General features: G+C 72.7%; 12 protein-coding genes and 1 tRNA gene. 8 read left to right on the forward strand and 5 right to left on the reverse strand.

Going from position 1 to position 16,753, the window contains the following annotated elements; translation table 11 throughout:
- Positions 1–41 precede the first annotated feature (41 nt).
- The 4 genes from WMF36_RS43115 (at position 42) to WMF36_RS43130 (ending at position 2,768) form a co-directional block, all read left to right on the forward strand.
- The gene (locus WMF36_RS43115; RefSeq protein ID WP_437576675.1) at positions 42–1,649 is read left to right on the forward strand and encodes a PepSY-associated TM helix domain-containing protein; all 1,608 of its coding nucleotides are present in this window, start codon (positions 42–44) and stop codon (positions 1,647–1,649) included.
- Positions 1,642–1,989 carry a hypothetical protein gene (locus tag WMF36_RS43120; protein WP_437576676.1) on the forward strand — a complete coding sequence of 116 codons (348 nt, stop codon included), beginning with the start codon at positions 1,642–1,644 and terminating at the stop codon, positions 1,987–1,989. Before WMF36_RS43115 ends, WMF36_RS43120 begins: the two co-directional genes overlap by 8 nt.
- Entirely contained in the window at positions 1,982–2,260 is a 279-nt protein-coding gene (locus WMF36_RS43125) for a hypothetical protein (RefSeq protein ID WP_437576677.1), read from the forward strand. Before WMF36_RS43120 ends, WMF36_RS43125 begins: the two co-directional genes overlap by 8 nt.
- 421 nt (positions 2,261–2,681) lie before the next feature.
- Positions 2,682–2,768, forward strand: a tRNA-Ser gene (locus WMF36_RS43130).
- A 272-nt stretch (positions 2,769–3,040) separates the two neighbouring features.
- Here the strand turns inward: WMF36_RS43130 and WMF36_RS43135 are convergent.
- Both WMF36_RS43135 and aspS read right to left on the reverse strand, forming a co-directional pair.
- Positions 3,041–4,423, reverse strand: coding sequence for a DUF4388 domain-containing protein (locus tag WMF36_RS43135; RefSeq protein ID WP_437576678.1), 1,383 nt, complete (start codon positions 4,421–4,423; stop codon positions 3,041–3,043).
- 153 nt (positions 4,424–4,576) lie between these two features.
- A complete protein-coding gene (gene aspS, locus WMF36_RS43140) occupies positions 4,577–6,550 on the reverse strand; it encodes an aspartate--tRNA ligase (RefSeq protein ID WP_437576679.1) in 1,974 nt (657 codons plus the stop codon).
- Positions 6,551–6,765: 215 nt separating this feature from the next.
- On the opposite strand from aspS, the gene WMF36_RS43145 reads away from it, so the two are divergent.
- Positions 6,766–8,730: a hypothetical protein gene (locus tag WMF36_RS43145; protein WP_437576680.1), complete on the forward strand. Its 1,965-nt coding sequence runs from the start codon at positions 6,766–6,768 to the stop codon at positions 8,728–8,730.
- 21 nt (positions 8,731–8,751) lie between these two features.
- Here WMF36_RS43145 and WMF36_RS43150 read toward each other — a convergent pair whose 3' ends face one another.
- Genes WMF36_RS43150 through WMF36_RS43160 form a run of 3 tightly spaced genes read right to left on the reverse strand, consistent with a single transcriptional unit; the run spans position 8,752 to position 13,129 of the window.
- Positions 8,752–10,926 (reverse strand): transglutaminase TgpA family protein, encoded by a 2,175-nt coding sequence (locus WMF36_RS43150; RefSeq protein WP_437576681.1) that lies wholly within the window; start codon positions 10,924–10,926, stop codon positions 8,752–8,754.
- Entirely contained in the window at positions 10,923–12,155 is a 1,233-nt protein-coding gene (locus tag WMF36_RS43155) for a DUF58 domain-containing protein (protein WP_437576682.1), read from the reverse strand. The genes WMF36_RS43150 and WMF36_RS43155 overlap by 4 nt, the downstream gene beginning before the upstream one ends.
- 8 nt (positions 12,156–12,163) lie before the next feature.
- Positions 12,164–13,129 (reverse strand): AAA family ATPase, encoded by a 966-nt coding sequence (locus WMF36_RS43160; RefSeq protein ID WP_437482939.1) that lies wholly within the window; start codon positions 13,127–13,129, stop codon positions 12,164–12,166.
- Positions 13,130–13,643: 514 nt separating this feature from the next.
- Here WMF36_RS43160 and WMF36_RS43165 point away from each other — a divergent pair.
- The 3 genes from WMF36_RS43165 to WMF36_RS43175 all read left to right on the forward strand — a co-directional run bounded on the left by WMF36_RS43165 (position 13,644) and on the right by WMF36_RS43175 (position 16,570).
- Positions 13,644–14,618 carry a decaprenyl-phosphate phosphoribosyltransferase gene (locus tag WMF36_RS43165; RefSeq protein ID WP_437576683.1) on the forward strand — a complete coding sequence of 325 codons (975 nt, stop codon included), beginning with the start codon at positions 13,644–13,646 and terminating at the stop codon, positions 14,616–14,618.
- A complete protein-coding gene (locus WMF36_RS43170) occupies positions 14,618–15,358 on the forward strand; it encodes a CPBP family glutamic-type intramembrane protease (protein WP_437576684.1) in 741 nt (246 codons plus the stop codon). The genes WMF36_RS43165 and WMF36_RS43170 overlap by 1 nt, the downstream gene beginning before the upstream one ends.
- Before the next feature lie 126 nt (positions 15,359–15,484).
- The gene (locus tag WMF36_RS43175) at positions 15,485–16,570 is read left to right on the forward strand and encodes a UTP--glucose-1-phosphate uridylyltransferase (protein WP_437576685.1); all 1,086 of its coding nucleotides are present in this window, start codon (positions 15,485–15,487) and stop codon (positions 16,568–16,570) included.
- Positions 16,571–16,753: the final 183 nt, after the last annotated feature.

Genomic DNA, 16,753 nt, shown 5'->3' on the forward strand with positions numbered 1-16,753 from the left:
CGGCGCGCGGCGCTCCGCGCGAGGGGACAGTGTGACTCGCGATGGCAAAGAAGCTCTCCAGCCATGCTTTCACGACCTTCTGGGACGTGCACGCATGGGCCGGTGTGATCGGTGGGCTCTTGCTCTACGTCATGTTCCTGTCGGGGGGGATCACGCTCTTCCGGAGGCAGCTCGCGGTGTGGGAGGAGCCCCTGACCCAGCAGCGCTCGTCCGTCGAGCAGGTGGGGCTCCAGGCCACGCTCGAACAGGGGCTCGCCGCCGCTCCCGCCGCGCCCGAGCAGCTCTGGCTCGATCTGCCCAAGGAGGGGCTGGGCGCCGCGCGGATCCTCTACAGCTCGCAGGGTGAGAGCGTCTCGTCGTGGATCCACGAGGGGCTGGTGCCCGAGCGCGAGCGGCTGTCCGACTTCCTCTACGACCTGCACTACCTCTGGCACCGAGCGACCGGCGCGTGGCTGTTCTATGTGGCCGGTCTCCTGTGCGTCGCGCTCCTGCTCGCGCTGGCGACCGGCGTGCTCATCCACCTGAAGGACATCGTCCGGCAGTTTCATCGGTTCCGGCCGGACAAGACGCGCCGTGTCCTGTGGTCGGACATGCACAAGGTGCTCGGCGTGATAGGCCTGCCGTTTCAGGTCCTGTACGCGTACACCGGCGCGTTCTTCGTTTTCCTCGGCTTGCTGGTGCAGGTGTTCACGGGTCCCGTATTCGGCGGGGACGCCGCGCGGGCGGACCGGGTGGCCTGGGGGGCGTCGTTCGCAGACGAGCCGGCGCCAGGGGCGCCCGCGCGCGGCCTCACCCTGGACGAGCTCACGGCGCGCGCGCGCGCGGCGGAGCCCCGGTTCGTGCCCGAGAGGTACCGTATCCGGCATCACGGCCTCGACAGCGGGACGGTCGATATCCGCGGGCCGGTCGAGGGAGTTCCGTTCGGGCGCGGCATCGTGCGCCTGCGGGCGACCGACGGCGCGGTCCTCTCCCTCGACATGCCGGGCGCGGAGGGCGCTCGCAGCGGCGTGATTCGCTGGATCTACGGCCTTCACTACGCCGATTTCGGCGGCATCGCCCTGCGCATCCTGTTCCTCGTGCTCTCCGCGGCGACGTGCGCCACGATCCTCACCGGCAACTGGATCTGGCTCGCGCGACGGGAGGCGCGACGCGAGAGCCTGGGCAACCGCCTCCTCGCGCGGCTCACCGTGGGCTTCGGCGCGGGGACCCTCGTCGCGATCGCGGCGCTCTTCCTGGCGAGCCGGGCGCTCCCGCTCGACTGGGCGGGCCGCATGGCGGCCGAGGAGCTCACGTTCCTCGCGGCGCTCGGGCTCTGCATCACGTGGGCGCTCGCCGCGCGCGACGGCGGGCGCCTCTGGTGGCGGCAGATCGGGCTCGCGGGGCTCCTGCTGCTGCCTGTCCCCGCGCTCGCGGCGCGCTGGTCGGGCGCGGGGCTCTTCGGCGCGGGGCCGAGGCTCGGGGCGGTCGTCGCGGTCGACGTCGCGCTCCTCCTGGTGGCTGCGGCGCTCTGCGCCTCGGCCTGGGCGCTTCGCCGGGCGGCCTCGCGGCACGAGGCGCCTCGGCAGGCGACGCAGGACGAGCCGCCGGCGTCGCTGGCCCATGGCGGGGCGGGGCTCATGGCCAGGGGCCAGACGGCGTCCCATGGTTGAGATCGCATCGCTGCTGGCGGCGTATCTCGCCTTCGCCTTGCTCCACGCGGCGCGGCCGGAGCGCGTTCCGTTCGGCATCGCGTCGCGGCTGCGCGGGAGGCGCGCATGGCGCATCGCGGCCCGGGTCCTGGCCGCCGTCTCCTTCTCGCTGTCGGTGGGGTTGTGGCGCCGGACCGAGGCCGGCCCCGCGGCGTACCTCGTTCCCTTTGCCGCGCTCCTCTGCGCCGCGAGCCTGTTCGTCCTGCTCGCGCCCCTGTGGCCGCGCGCCGCGTGGGGCCTTGCGCTCCTGTGCCCTCCCGCGGTCGCCGCGCTGTCGTTCGCAGGAGCGTGTCATGGCTAGCGACCGGCTCGCCCGGCCCGATGCCCCCTTGCGCCCGCTGGCGGCGCTGGTCGGCACGCTCCCGGTCGCCGTCCTGGCGAGCGCGTGCGTCGCGCGGTTTGCGCCGCTCCCCGGGGACACGCGGAGCCTCCTCGGCTTCGCGCTCGTTGTACCGCTCTGGGTGACGGCGATGTGCGTTGCCTTCCTGGCCCGTAGCGCGACCCGGGCGTGGGGGGTCTGCGCGGCGCTCAGCGCCGTGCTGTTCGCCCTGGCCTACGGCGTGCCGCAATGACCCTTGCGGCGGGCGCAGGCGCCGCGCGGACGCCTGCTCCGCTCCGGCCGGTGGGGGGCCGGGCTCGACCGGGAGGCGGGAAGGTTGGCAAAAAATATAAGTAATGTCATGTAGTTGAACTTCATGGAGGGCTCTCTGGGCAGGTGCGCCCCTCCTCCTCCCTGGCCGGCCCGAGGTCCATCGGTCGAGCCCGGCAGCCCGCCGTTCCGGGCCGCCGTCCCTCCCCTGGAGGTATCGGTCGTCGCCGACGCTCCCCCGCACGATCTTCTGTGCACGGCGACAGGCTCTTTGGTATGTTGCCGCTCCCTCGACGGCCCGCGCCGAGCGTCTGTCGAGTCAACGTTCTTTTTACTGTCGAAGCTTCGAGATCCGCACTGGGCCCTGCGCTGAGCGCTGGCCGGGCGGATCCTCCTGTAGACCAGGAGAGGTGGCCGAGTGGCTGAAGGCACACGCTTGCTAAGCGTGCGATCGGGAAACTGATCCGCGGGTTCGAATCCCGCCCTCTCCGCCGCGATCCCGCTCAGCGCTACGCCCGTTGTGAGGCGGCCTGAGCTTCGCGTGCAGACGACTCACCGGCGGCGGATGCCGCCGCGCTGGAAGCGCCGCGCTGAGGCGAGCAGCTCACCGGAGCATCGCAGGCGGAAGGCCGGCGCAGGCGACACGCGCGGGGCCTCGTCAGGGCGCGCTGCGCGTCGCGTGTGCCGTCCGGATGTGGTGCGCGCGTCGTCGCGCGTCGTCCAGATGCGCCGCGCGCGCGTCGCCCCGCCGTCGGCGCTCGCCTCAGGCGGCCCGGGTCCTCAGCACGCGCGACTGCAGGAACTGGTAGATCGTCTTGATCGCGTCGAACGAGCCGACCGCGCTCTCCTTGATCACCTCGTTCACCGTGCGCGAGCCGTTGACCGCCCCGAGCACGAGCTCCTCGATGCGCGTCAGCTTGCCCGAGCCCACGCCGTCGAGCGCGACCTGGTCCACGACCACCACCTGGTCGAAGTTGATCGTCCCCTCCATGAGCCGCCACTCGTCGACGCGCCGGAACCCCTCGAGCACCAGCGCGGACACGGCGAGGCCGAGGCGCGCCTGCTCGACCTCGGGGCGGAACGGCTCGCGCGTGAACGAGAAGCGCCCGTAGGGCCAGCGCAGCACCTCGTAGATCAGCTCGCTCGACTGGCGCTCCAGCACGGCGATGAGATCGTCGTTCGTCGCGACGTCCGCCTCGACGAGCACCTGGCCGAGCAGCGTCTGCGGCATCCTCACGCGGAGCAGCGCCTCGAGCCGCTCCCGCGTCACGAGCCCGCGCTCGATGAAGTAGCGCCCGAGCTTGAACTCGTCCGACGAGTTGCGCGCCTGCACGAGATCGATGAGCCCCTGGCGGATGGAGATCGTGACCGACGCGCGATTCGTGGCCACCCGGAGCACGCCCGTCTGCCGCTGCATCTGGAGCAGCTGGAGGATCTCGGCGAGCGGGATCGCCGCGACGTCGCCGCTCATCACCTCCTTCGCCTCCGGGGGCGTGTCGAGATCGCGGAGCGTCAGGGTCAGCCTGGAGACCACCTCGTTCGTCATCACGCGGGCGACCGCCTGCATCACGGCCGCCTCGTTCGTCCGCGACTCGGGCGACAGGCTCATGATCGCCGGCGTCATCACCGTCGCCAGCTGCTGCGCGAGGTCGACCCCGGTGCGCTGGCGCATGTTCCGGGCGAGGAGGCTCGGCCGCACGCTCTCGGCGATCATGTCCTCGTCGGGCATCTTCGCGCCCTCGGGCACGGGCCGCGCGCGCCCCTCCGCCGTCTTCGCGAGCGCGCCCTCGATCACCGCGACCAGCGCGCGCGCGTCGAACGGCTTGGTGATCGCGTCGACGGCGCCGGTCTGCTGGACGAACTGCCCCCGGATCTTGTCGCCCTTGGCGCTCATCAGGACGACGGGGACCGTGCGGTGCAGCGGGTTCGACCGCAGCTCCCGGCAGAAGGCGTAGCCGTTCATCCTCGGCATCACGAAATCGAGGAGGACGAGGTCGTATTTCGGCCCCTTCTTGATGAGCTCGATCCCCGCGAGCCCGTCGCGCGCCACGGTCGGGTCGAACCCGTTGCGCGCCAGGATGGCGCTGACGACCTTCAGGATGGTCGGGCTGTCATCTACAACGAGGACTCGCGCCGGGGAGGCCATGGTGAAGGATACAGGCCCTACCCTACCAGAAGTGCGCGGCCGGCAAACATAAAGGCCGAGGGGCGAGGCGGAGCCCAGCGAGCGCGGTGGCGGCGGCGCGCCGGAGCGCCGCCGTCGACGCATCGGATCGCGCTCGCGTCCCCCGGCCCGGCATCAGGCGCCGGCGCTGCCGGTGCCCGTCGCGCCCGGTCGGGTGTCCGCGGGCGCGACCGCCTTCACGTGCACCTCGGCGAGCTGCGCGGCGTCGACGAGCACGGGCGCGCCGGTCATCTGGTCGGTGCCCTGGTTGGTCTTCGGGAACGGGATCACGTCCCGCAGCGTCGGCGCGCCGCTGAGCAGCATCGCGAACCGATCCATGCCGAGCGCGATGCCGCCGTGCGGCGGCGCGCCGCTGCGGAGCGCGTCCAGGAGGAACCCGAACTTGTCGCGCGCGTCGCGCTCGTCGATGCCCAGCGTCTGGAAGACGCGCGCCTGCACGTCGGGGTCGTGCAGCCGGATCGAGCCGCCGCCGACCTCGAACCCGTTCAGCACGAGATCGTAACGATAGCACTCGACCCGCGCCGGATCGCTCTCGAGCAGCGCCACGTGCTCGTCGATGGGCCGCGTGAACGCGTGGTGCGCGGCGGACCAGCGCCCCGTGTCCTCGTCGTAATCGAACAGGGGTGGGTTCGTCACCCAGAGGAACCGCCACTGGTCGCCATGCCCGTACTCCGGGATGAGCCCGATCTTCTTGGCGACGTCGACGCGGAGCTTCGCCATCACGGTGTGCACAACCGCGGCGTTGCCGAACTGGAAGCAGAGGATGTCGCCCGGCTTGGCGCCGAGCGCCGCGTTCAGCTTCTGCCGGAGCTCCGGCGTGATCGACTTCGAGAGGGGAGACTGCGTCCAGGAGCCGTCCTCGGCGAGCTTTGCGCGCGCGAGCCCCCGGAAGCCCTTCACGTCGCGGAGCCCGCGCTCGAGCTCCTCGGTCTGCTGCCGGGACAGGTTGGCGCTCGCCGGGATGACGAGCCCCTTCACGATCTCGGCCGGCAGGTCGCGCCGCAGCTTGCCGGACCGGAATTTCTCGGCCAGCTCCACCCAGAAGGGCACCCCGCCGCCGCCGTGCTCGATGATGAGCTCGGTGAGGTCGGTGTGCTCGATCCCGAAGCGGAGATCGGGCTTGTCGTTGCCGAAGCGGGCCATCGACTCGGCGTACGGCATCTGCGGGAAGCGGCCCGTGGGGTAGAGCTCGGCGAGGTCCTTGCCGAGGGCGGTCTTGAACACCGCGAAGACGAGCCCCTCGATCAGGCGGAAGACGTCGTCCTGGTTCACGAACGACAGCTCGACGTCGATCTGGGTGAACTCCGGCTGCCGGTCGATGCGCAGGTCCTCGTCCCGGAAGCACTTCACGATCTGGAAGTAGCGGTCGAAGCCCGCGACCATGAAGAGCTGCTTGTAGAGCTGCGGGCTCTCGGCGAGCGCGTAGAACTTGCCGGCCGCGATCCTCGAGGGGACGAGGAAGTTGCGCGCCCCGCCCGGCGTGTACTTCACGAGGAAGGGCGTCTCGAGCTCGAGGCAGCCCTGATCCGACAGGTAGTTCCGCGTCGTCCGGTTGACCTCGTGGCGCATCCGCAGCGCCCGCTGGAGCGGGGTCCGGCGGAGGTCGAGGTACCGGTACTGGAGCCGGATCTCCTCGTCGGTCCGGATGTCGTCCTCGATCGAGAAGGGAGGGTTGTCGGCGCGGTTGAACGCCACGGCCTCGGCCACGCGCACCTCGACCTCGCCGGTCGCGAGCTTCGGGTTCACGTTCTGCTCGCCCCGGTGGACGACGACGCCGCGCACGCCGATGACCCACTCGCGGCGCACCGTCTCGGCCAGCTTCAGCGACGCGGTGAGCTGCTCCGGCGTCGAGTAGGGCTCGCCCGACCCCTCGAGCGCCGGCGCGCGCTTCACCGACCCCGCGTCGTAGCCGGCGTCGAAGACGACCTGCGTGATCCCTTCGCGATCGCGCAGGTCGATGAACACGCAGCCGCCGAAATCGCGGCGATGCGCCACCCAGCCGAAGAGGATGACCTCCTTGCCGATGTCCGCCGTGCGCAGATCGCCGCAGCGGTGCGTCCTCTTGAGCTCATCGATGAAACGGGACACGAGCCGACCTCCGAGTTTCCGTGGGAAGCGGCGACTCTAGCCCAGGTCGACGTTGCCCGCCTCTCCGTATGATCGCGATGATCGCGCCGCGGCGACGCGCGGGATCGGCCCCGCGCGCCGCCGCGGCGCGGCCCGGCCGCGCACCGCCGCCGCGGCGCGGCCGGGCCGCGCGCCGGAACTTGGCCCGCGCGCGGCCGATCTGGCATGGCCGCCCGGTGAGCTCCGAGGAGAAACGCTGCTGGCTCGATCGGTCGCTCGCCTTCGTGTCGGCCGCGCTGCCCTTCGGGCTCTCGCTGGCCCGCGCCGCGTCTTCAGGGCAGTGGCGTGAAGATCTCACGGCCGTCCGGGACCTCGGCCTCGTCGCGGTCGGGGTGGGCGGCGGCCTCTCGACGGCGCTCTCGCAGGCGCTGAGCCTGCTCCCGCTGGGGCCTCGCACCTTCCGCACCGCCCTCGGGTCGGCGCTCGCGCTCGCGATCGCGTCGCGCCTGCTCTACGAGATGGTCCGCCGGCTCCTCCTGGAGTCCGCGTGGCCAGCGCCCCTCCCGGGTCTCTCGCTCCTCCGCAAGCTCCGCGGCGGCGCGGCCGACGCGACCCCCGCCGCGTCGCGATCGGCTCCGGGCGCGCCCGGCGGCGCCGTGAGCCCGCGGCTCGCCTCCGTGCTGTCGGCGATCGCCGTCCTCACGGCGGCGCTGTCGCCCACCTGGCAGCGGGAGGCGACGGTCGGCGGCGGCGCCATGCTCGCCACCTGCTGCGCGCTCGTGACGCTCGCGCTCGCGTCGATCTGCGCCGAGGAGGCGCGGCACGCGGGGCGCGCGTGGATCGGGCTCGGCGCGCTCCTCGGGGCCACGTTCGCCGAGAGCCCGCCCGCGGGCCTCGCCGCGCTGGCGGCGTCGTACGCGATGGTCCTCGCCCGCCGTGGCCTCGGCGGTCCCTCCGCCGCGGCACAGGCCGCCGGCGGCCCGCCGCGGCGCATGCTGGGCGCCGCCGCCGGCGCGGGGGTGCTCACGGCCGCGCTCCTGCTCGCGCCGCTCGCGCTCCGGCCGCTCGCGCCGCGCGCCTGGACCGACATCGGCCGCGCGCTCACGACCGGGAGCCTCGCTGCCCTCGACGTCGCGAGCGCGCGCACCACGGCGCTCGCCGCGTGGAGCCGCGAGATCGGCGTCGTCTCCCTGCTCATCGCCGCGGCCGGGCTCGCGCTCTCGCTCCTGCGCCCGCGCGCGCGGTGGCTCGTCGCGCCGTTCCTCGTGCTGCTCGCGCTCGACACGCTCCTGCCCGCGCGCGCGGCCGGCGTGCTCTCCGCGGATCCGCTCACCCCGCTGCGCTCGCTCGCGGTCGCGGCGATCGCCGTCGGCTCGGCGCTCGGCGCGCACGCGGCCGTCCGGGCGCTGCTCGACACGCGCGTGCCGTTCTCGCGGAGCGGCGCCGTGCTGCTCGTCGTCTTCCAGCTGACGCTCGTCGCGCTGACGAGCGAGGAGGCCGGCTTCGCCGCCGACCGGAGCGAGCAGACGGCCGCCGAGGTCTGGACCGACGAGGCGTACGGGAGCCTCGATCCCAGCTCCGCGATCCTCGTGCGATCGCCGGCGATCGCGTGGCGGGTCTGGGCGGCGCGGATCACGCGCGGCGAGCGGCCGGACGTCGTCGTGGTCCCGATCCCGCTGCTCGATCGCGGCCAGGTCGCGGCGAGCCTGCTCGCCGACGAGCGCAAGCTCGCGCCGCTCCTGCGCGACTTCGCGCTCGCGGGCGAGCCCAGCGAGTTCGCCCTCTCGACGCTGGCCGACGTCCGGCCCCTCTACGTGGAGCTCGATCCAAGCTGGTCGAAGAAGCTCCTCGGCCACCTGAACGTCGCCGGGATCTGGCTCGAGTACGCCCCGCAGCCGCTCGGCGCCTCGGATCGCAAGCTGGCGACCGCGCAGTCGATCGTGCCGATCCGGCGGGTGCTGGAGTCGCTCTCGGTCGCCGCGGTGCCGGACACGTCGACGGCGGCCGTCCTCGCGTCCACGATGCGGGGCCAGTCGAACGTCGTCAGCCTGCTGGGCGAGCGCGTCGTGGCGCAGTCGTTCATGGATCGGCTGGGCGAGCTCGCCCCCGGGGACCCGTTCGTCTCCGGCGGTCCGAGCCGCCGCGCCGTCACCGGCATCCGCCAGGCGTTCATCGCGAAGCGCCCCGTGCGGCGCCGCTGAGAGCGGGCGTCCCGGCCGCGATCAGGGCGACGCGTGGAGCCCGAGGTCGCTTGCCGAGAGCGCGCGGCGATCGGCCAGGCGCAGCGCCTTGACCCGTCGCTCGAAGTCGCGGCTGTCGTCCTCGGTGAGCTTCGCCCCGCCGAAGCGGGCGCGCAGGTAGACCTGCGTGAGCAGCAGGATCTCGCGCGACAGCGGGTGGTCCGTGAGCTCCAGCGCCTCGGCGTGGCGCAGCGGCGGCATGCTGGTCGGGCGCGGCACGCCCTGCGCGAGCATGGCGGCCTCCAGGCTCTCGTAGAGCGCGATCGCAAGGATCGCGCTCGGGGTCCGCCCCCCGTCCCCGCGCGACTCCTCGCGCCCGCGACGCCCGCGGCGGAAGCGCCAGTAGAGCAGGCCGCCGCCCAGCGCGAGCGCGACGGCGGCGACGGCGAGGAGCCGCGGGCGCGACAGCGCGATGTCGCCGCTCGAGCTGGACCTCCGGTAGCGCGACGTGAGCGTCTGGAGCAGGCTCACCTGCTGGTTCAGGTCGTAGCCGACGATGTGCCTGTCCCAGCGCTGGCTCGTCGCCTCGATGAAGTCGCGGAGGTAGGCCCAGACCCCGACCAGCTCGCTCTTCGGCGCCGCGTCGGCCGGCGGCGTCGGGTCGAACGTCTGCCACCCCTCGCCGTCGAGGTACACCTCGACCCACGAGTGCGCGTCGCCCTGGCGCACCGCATAGAACCGGCCGAAGCGGTTGTAGGTGCCGCCGACGAAGCCGGTCACGTTGCGCGTCGGCACATCCACCGCGCGCAGCAGGATCGCCATCGCCGTCGAGTAGAACTCGCAGTGCCCGCGCTTCGACTCGAACAGGAAGTGATCGAGCGGATGCGGGTCCGCCCCTGACGGCGACGCGAGGTCGTACCGGTACTCCGTGCGCAGGCGCTCCTGGATCGCCCGCGCCTGGTCGGCCGGACGCTCCATGCCCTGCGTCCACTGCTGGGCGAGCTCGACGACGCGCGGCGGCAGGTCCCTGGGGAGCTCCAGGTAGCGCCGTCGCTCGCCCCCCGGGAGGCGCTGGAACGTCGGCGACCGCTTTCGCGACAGGAAGACGTCGTAGACGAGCCCACGGTCGTCCAGGGGCTGGTACCTGAACTCGCCCTCGGGCCCGCGGTGGGTCAGCGCGCCCGCGTCGACCCCGAGCTGCCCGCGGTTCTTGAACCGGAGCCCCGTCGCGTTCGGCGGGAGGAAGATCACGGGCGGATCGATCGGCTCCAGATCGATGCGCATCACCGGATCGACCGCCGGGTCCGGGTACCGCTCGAGCGGCACGAGCCCCCCGTCGCTCTCGGTCGGGCGCTTGAACGTCTCGCTCTGGGTCCAGGTGCGGCCGTCGTACGCGTCGAGGGCGGTGCCGCGCAGGTGCATCGTGAGGCGCGGCGGCGGCGGCTCCGGGAGCTCGGGGATCTCGACCCGCATGGCCAGCTTGGGATCGCTGCGCAGCACGCCGACCGCGCCCAGGTCGACCTTGCCCGAGAAGCCGATCATCCGCCCCGTGTGGCCGCGGTTCAGCAGGAGCAGCGAGAGGCCGACGCGCGGGAAGATGACGAACAGGAGCGCGGTGAAGACGAAGATCGGGATCGAGAGCAGGCAGGTGACGGCCAGGAACGAGCGCCCGACGACCCGCCTGGAGCGCAGGATGCGCGGCACGTCCACGGGCAGCCCGGTCCGGTCGCGCGCCCCCTGCCGGTAGTTGCCCTCGACCTCGCGCCGCAGGTGGCTGAGCACGAGCGCGCCGGGGGCGACCACGAGCACGCCGATGAAGCACAGCCCGTAGCCGAGGCCGCCGCCGAGGACGGTCCCGGCGATGAGGTGCAAGAGCGCGAGCACGATGACCTGCTGGTCGTGCGCCGCCCCCTTGCGCGTCGCGAGCCGGATGATCTGCAGCGCCGCGGCGAACTCCACGAGCACGTCGAGCACGCTCGCGTCGGTGGCCACGATGCGGACCACCTGGACGGCGATGACGACCAGCAGGACGCCCGTGTCGAGGTGGCGGAGCGCCGGGTGCCGCTGCCAGGACTCGCGCACGACGAGCGCGAGCGCGAGGCCGATGAGGATGGCCCAGCTCACATAGCGGTTGAACTGCCCGCTCGCGACGAGGGCGATGACGCCGAGCGCTGCGAGCGCGTCGGTCATGACCCGGTGCACCAACCCGAATCTCATGGGGCGCTCCTCGGCGTGCCGGTGCGGCGCTCGCCGCTGGTGGGGCCCGGGCTGGAGGCCTGCCGCAGGGACGTCCGGGCGGCGCGCTCGGCGCTGAGCTCCGACACCCGCGCCTCGTCCACCGCGTCGAGCAGCGCCAGGAACCTGAGGATCCCGTCGGAGCCGAGGTTGCGGTCACCGCGCACCCGCTCGCCCAGCGTCGTCGCGACGACCACGGCGTCGCCGCGCTTGATGTGGGCGACGGCGCGCGAGGCCGCCTCGCGGATCCTGCGCTCGAAGGCCTGCGCGAACCCGTCGCCTTCGCCGGCCGGGCGCACCGTGTCGACGGCGATATGCACGTCGGGCCGCGTCTCCCGGGTCCGCTCGCGCAGCACCAGCTGGTCGCGCATCGTGCTCTTCTTCCAGTAGATATCGCGCGGATCGTCCCCGTCGCGCATCGGCCGCAGCCCGAAGGTCTCGTCGCCGCCCCCGCGCCCGTTGAGGCTCGCGCCGCCCTCGCGCCGCCCCGCGTCCTCGACGGGGAGCCGCACCGGATCGACGGCGGGATAGATGATGAGATCCCCCTCGGCCTCGACCTCGCGCGATTTCTCGAACAGCCCGAAGGGAAAGCGGGTCGCGATGCGGAACCCGGTGTGCCGGTCGCGGCCGCGCTTCGCCGGCGTCCGCCGGTAGGCGGCCACCTGCGCGCTGGACGGGCTGATCTTCAGGAAGAAGCAGCGCTTATCGGCCGGCTGACCGGCGCGCAGGTCCTCGACCTCGATCGCGTACGACGGCACGCGCTTCTTGTGGTTGTAGACCTCGATCTCGACGAGGTGCGCCCGGCCTACCTGCGCGCGGGCCGGGAGCCGCCGGGTGACGGTGAGGTGCCGGAGCGACAGGTCGCTCATCACGCCGGAGACGACGATCAGCGACAGCAGCATCCCGAGCAGCAGGTAGAGGAGGTTGTTGCCCGTGTTGATCGCCGCGAAGCCGACGCCCAGCGTGATCCCGAGGTAGTACTTCCCCTCCCGGGTGAACTTGAGCTTCCGGGGCGGCCGCAGGGCGAACAGGACCTTCGCCCACGACGACGCATCCTCCCCGCGCGAGGGCCGCAGCGGGCGCTGCTCGAGCGGGGGCCGGTCGCGCCTCGGCCGGCTCGGCCGGACGGCGCTGCGCACCGCGGCGTCGGCACGGTCGGCGCCGCGGGAGCTGCCGCTGAGAGATCCCCGCTCCCGGTCTTCTGCGCCCATCGCCCCCCTCAGAGCGGGACCGGCACCCGCGCCACGAGGTCGCGCACCGCCGCCTCGCACTCGTCGCGGGTCGGCATGTAGCCCTCCGCGTGGGCCGAGAGCCGGACGCGGTGTGCCAGTACGGCGACCGCGAGGTCATGGATGTCGTCCGCAATACAGTACGAGCGCCCGCAGAGGACGGCGCGCCCCCGGGCCGCGCGGGCCAGGTTCATGCCGGCGCGCGGCGATGCGCCCAGCGAGAGGGTCGGGCTCGATCGCGTGGCCGCGAGGATCGCCTGCAGGTAGGTCGCGAGCGACGAGTCGAGCTCGACGCGATCGACCTCGCGCTGCAGCACCACGAGCTGGGCGGGATCGATGATCTGCGGCACGTTCCGCGCGCGATCGGGCTCGCCGCCCTGGAGGAGCAGCCGCATCTCCACCTGCGGCGGCGGGTACCCGATCCGGATCCGCACCATGAACCGGTCGAGCTGCGACTCCGGCAGCGGAAAGGTGCCGGCGAAATCCTGCGGGTTCTGGGTCGCGAGCACGAAGAACGGATCCGGCAGCGGCGTCGCCGTCCCCTCGATGGACACCTGACCCTCGTTCATCGCCTCGAGCAGCGCCGACTGGGTCCGCGGGCTCGCCCGGTTGATCTCATCGGCGAGCAGGACGTTCGCGAAGATCGGCCCCTGGCGGAAGACGAACTGCCCGATCCGCTGATCGAAGACGCTCACCCCGAGGACGTCGCTCGGCAGGAGATCGCTGGTGAACTGAACGCGACGGAGCTCGCCCCCCACGGCCTTCGCCAGCGCGCGTGCCAGCGTCGTCTTGCCGACGCCGGGCACGTCCTCGATGAGGACATGGCCCCGGGCGAGCAGCGCGATGAGCGCCAGCTCGACCGCCTCTGGCTTCCCTTCGAGGGCCTGCTCCACGGCAGAGCGAAGCTTCAGAAGAATAGGCGAAGCTTCACGCGCGACCGAGAGCGCTGATGTCATCAAGGGCGATGGTAGCACGAGGTTACGGCCAGCCTGCGCGGATGCGCATTTTGCGTTCCACGGCGTTCCACGAGCCGGCGTGGCCCGGTGCGAACTCGGATTCGCCGACGCGCGCCGCCGGCCCGCGGGACCCGGTGCGCTGCGCCACGTTCTCTGCGGGGTCATCGCCTGAGCCGGGGGGCAGGGCCTGTCGCCGCCGCTCGGTTCTGAGCGTCCACGTTCCTGCTCTTTTGCCTGCTGCGGAATGGCCGGGACCGGGGCTCCCGGGTATGCTCCGGCCGCCGTGACCGCCCCGGGTCCCCTTTTTCGCCGCAGTGCCCCGGCCTTCCCTGCTCAAGAGACGCCGGGCGTCGACGCTCGCCCGGACGCCGGAGCGCTGGACCCACCGGCGCCGACTGAGCAGGGCGCCTCACCCGCCGCCATGAGCTCCGTCCCCGCCGGCAAGCCCACATCGTCGCCTCCGCGGAGCGGCGCGCCGAGCTCTCGTCCGGGGGTGCCGAGCTCTCGTCCGGGGGTGCCGAGCTCCCGTCCGCCGGAGAGCGGGCCCCCTTCGGGCAGCCTGATCGCGCAGCCGCCCCTCCTGCCCGACTCGCCGAAGGGGACGCTGCTCTGGCGGGTGCGCGGGATGATCCGGGCGATGCGCCCGCACCAGTGGGTGAAGAACCTCTTCGTCCTCGCCCCGGTGGTGTTCGCCAAGCACCTGACCCACCCCTCGATCATCACGAGCGCGATCGGGGCGTTCGCGATCTTCTGCCTGCTCGCCGGCGCCGTCTACATCCTGAACGACATCGTCGACGCGGAGGCCGACCGGGTCCACCCGGTCAAGCGTTTCCGGCCGATCGCCTCGGGGCGCGTGCCGATCCCGGTCGCCAAGGCGATGGCGGTCGGCCTCGCGGTCATCGCGCTCGGGGCCAGCTTGCTCGGCCCGCCGCTCTTCGCGCTCGTCGCCGCCAGCTACTACGTCCTCAACGTCGCCTACTCGTTCCGGCTCAAGAAGATCGCGTACCTCGACGTCGGCTGCATCGCGGTCTTCTTCGTGCTGCGCGTGCTGGCCGGCGGCTTCGCGACGAGGACGCCGCTCTCCGGCTTCATGATCGCCTGCACCGCCCTGCTCGCGCTCTTCCTCGGCTTCGGCAAGCGCCGCCACGAGCTCGCTTCCGTCAACGCCTCGAAGCAGCGCGCGGCGCTGGACGCCTACACGCCCGGCGCCCTGACGGCGGCGCTCGCCGTGACCGGCGTCGCCACGATCGCCACCTACCTCGCGTACACGCTCGATCACGACACGCAGCGCTTCTTCCAGAACCCGTACCTCTGGCTGACGACGATCCACCCGCTCTTCGGGGTGATCCGGTTCCTCCAGCTCGTGGCCGGCAGCGGCAAGGCCGAGAGCCCCACCCAGGAGATCCTCCGGGATACCCCCTTCGTGCTGAACCTCGTCATGTGGTCCGCCGAGGTGCTGGTGATCGTGTATCGGCTGAGGCCGTCCTGATGCTCGGCGCCGGGCCGGAGCTCGCCCGGCCGGGGGCGGCCCCGCCCGGCGACAAGCCCACAGCGAAGAGCGATGCGCTGACCGACCTCGCGCTGACGATGCCGATCTTCGTCCTCTACCACCTCGGCGTCGCCTTCCTCCCCATCCGCAACGCGGCGGATCCGGTCACCGCCGAGCTCCGCGCGCTCGCCAAGCACAGCCTCCCGCTCTACGCGGGCCTCACGGTCGCCGTCGGCGCCGCGTTCGTCATCGTCCTCTCCCTCCTCGGCCGCGGCCACGCCCTCCAGACGAGGCGCTTCGCGCTGCTCGCCACCGAGGGCGCGCTCTACGCCATCCTGATGCGCTTCGCCGGCTCGTACGTGGTCGGCTCCCTCCGGCTCGGCCCGCCCGTGGCTTCCAACGACATCTTCACCGGGGTCGTGATGTCGCTCGGCGCCGGCTTCTACGAGGAGATCGCCTTCCGGGCAGGCCTCTACGGGCTGGGCGCGCTCGCGATCAAGTTCCTCTTCGGCAGAGGGGTCCAGGGGACGGTGCTGCTGGTCGGGTGGGCGGTCGTGGCCGCCGCCGTCTTCTCCGGCTGGCACTACGTCGGCTCGATGGGCGATCCCTGGAACCTCCCCTCGTTCGTGTTCCGCATGGTGTGCGGGCTCGTGCTCACGGGGATCTACGTCTTCCGCGGCTTCGCGCCGGCCGTCTGGACCCACGCGCTCTACGACGTCTGGGTCCTCGTGCTCCGCTGAGCCCGGGGCCGCGTCCGCGCGGGCGGGGCCGCGTGCCGTCTTGCCGGGCCGTTCTGGCCGTGCTTTGGAAAATCGGTGTCCCTCGCACAGCAGATCTCCTCTCTTCCAGCGCCTCTCCTGAAGCGCTTGCATGACCGAGGCTTCGACGGCTCCCGCCTGGTGCGGTGGGCGGCGACCCTCGGCGTGGAGCGGGACGCCCGCAACCGGCTGCCCGGCCGCGTCGAGCCGCCGGCCCCGGACGACCTCTCGGCGGCGCCGGCCGAGGGGACGGCCGAGCACGGGCGCCTGCGCGAGCGCGGGCTCGCTGCGCTCTCGGCGGGCGAGGTGGCCCTCTGCGTCCTCGCCGGCGGGATGGCGACCCGGATGGGCGGCGTGGTCAAGGCGCTCGTGGAGGCGCTCCCCGGCCGGACGTTCCTCGACCTCCGGCTGGGCGAGAACGCGCACCTCGAGCGGCTGGCGAACCGCCCCGGCGCCCACGTGCCGCTCTGGCTCATGACGAGCGAGGCCACCGAGCAGCCGATCCGCGAGGCCCTCGGCCCGCGCCTCGACGGCGCGCGGTGCGCCACCTTCGAGCAGGACGTCTCGCTCCGCCTGACGCCCGAGGGCTCGCTGTTCCTCGACGAGCAGGGCGAGCCGAGCGTCTACGCCACCGGCCACGGCGATCTGCCGGACGCGCTCCGCCGGAGCGGCCTGCTCGCCCGCTTCCTCGAGCGCGGCGGCAAGACGGTCTGGATCGCCAACCTCGACAACCTCGGCGCGACCGTCGACCCGGCCCTCCTCGGGTGGCACCTCGCCCACGGCGACCCGCTCACGGTCGAGGTCGTCGACAAGGTAGGCGCGGACCGGGGCGGCGGGCCCGTCCGGTGGAACGGAAAGCGCATCATCACCGAGGAGTTCCGCCTCCCCCGCGGCTTCGATCCGGACGTCGTGCGGGTCTTCAACACGAACACGTTCATCGCCAGCGCCGCGGCGCTCGACGCGCTCGCGATGGACTGGACGTACGTCGAGGTCGAGAAGAAGATCGGGGAGCGGAAGGCCATCCAGTTCGAGCGGCTCCTCGGCGAGGTCACGGCGGCGCTCGAGCCCCGGTTCTTGCGCGTGCCGCGCGAGGGGCTCGCCTCGCGCTTCCTCCCGGTCAAGGACGTTCCGGAGCTCGATCGGCGTCGCCCGGAGATCGAGGCGATCGCCAGGGCGCGGGGGTTGCTCGGCTGAAGCCCTCCGGGCGCCTGCGTGCCACGCCCGCGTCATCGGCTCGCCGGGGGATCTTCACCCGGGCCGCCGCGGTCCGCGCGCGCCCCGGCGTGAGGTCGGCGCATGCGGCGGGCGCGCATCGCGATCGGGGCGCGGGCGCATCGCGATCGGCGGTCGTTTGGCGCTATGCTTTGCGCCTCGACG

This window comes from Sorangium sp. So ce887, from assembly GCF_051521455.1.
In the GTDB taxonomy this organism is placed as follows: Bacteria; Myxococcota_A; Polyangia; order Polyangiales; family Polyangiaceae; genus Sorangium.

Coding starts and splice junctions, on each gene's coding strand:
- WMF36_RS43150 (WP_437576681.1), bottom strand. CDS start 10,926: ATGAGATTCGGGTTGGTGCACCGGGTCATGACCGACGCGCTCGCAGCG.
- WMF36_RS43115 (WP_437576675.1), top strand. CDS start 42: ATGGCAAAGAAGCTCTCCAGCCATGCTTTCACGACCTTCTGGGACGTG.
- WMF36_RS43135 (WP_437576678.1), bottom strand. CDS start 4,423: ATGGCCTCCCCGGCGCGAGTCCTCGTTGTAGATGACAGCCCGACCATC.
- WMF36_RS43160 (WP_437482939.1), bottom strand. CDS start 13,129: ATGACATCAGCGCTCTCGGTCGCGCGTGAAGCTTCGCCTATTCTTCTG.
- WMF36_RS43120 (WP_437576676.1), top strand. CDS start 1,642: ATGGTTGAGATCGCATCGCTGCTGGCGGCGTATCTCGCCTTCGCCTTG.
- WMF36_RS43155 (WP_437576682.1), bottom strand. CDS start 12,155: ATGGGCGCAGAAGACCGGGAGCGGGGATCTCTCAGCGGCAGCTCCCGC.
- WMF36_RS43170 (WP_437576684.1), top strand. CDS start 14,618: ATGCTCGGCGCCGGGCCGGAGCTCGCCCGGCCGGGGGCGGCCCCGCCC.
- WMF36_RS43125 (WP_437576677.1), top strand. CDS start 1,982: ATGGCTAGCGACCGGCTCGCCCGGCCCGATGCCCCCTTGCGCCCGCTG.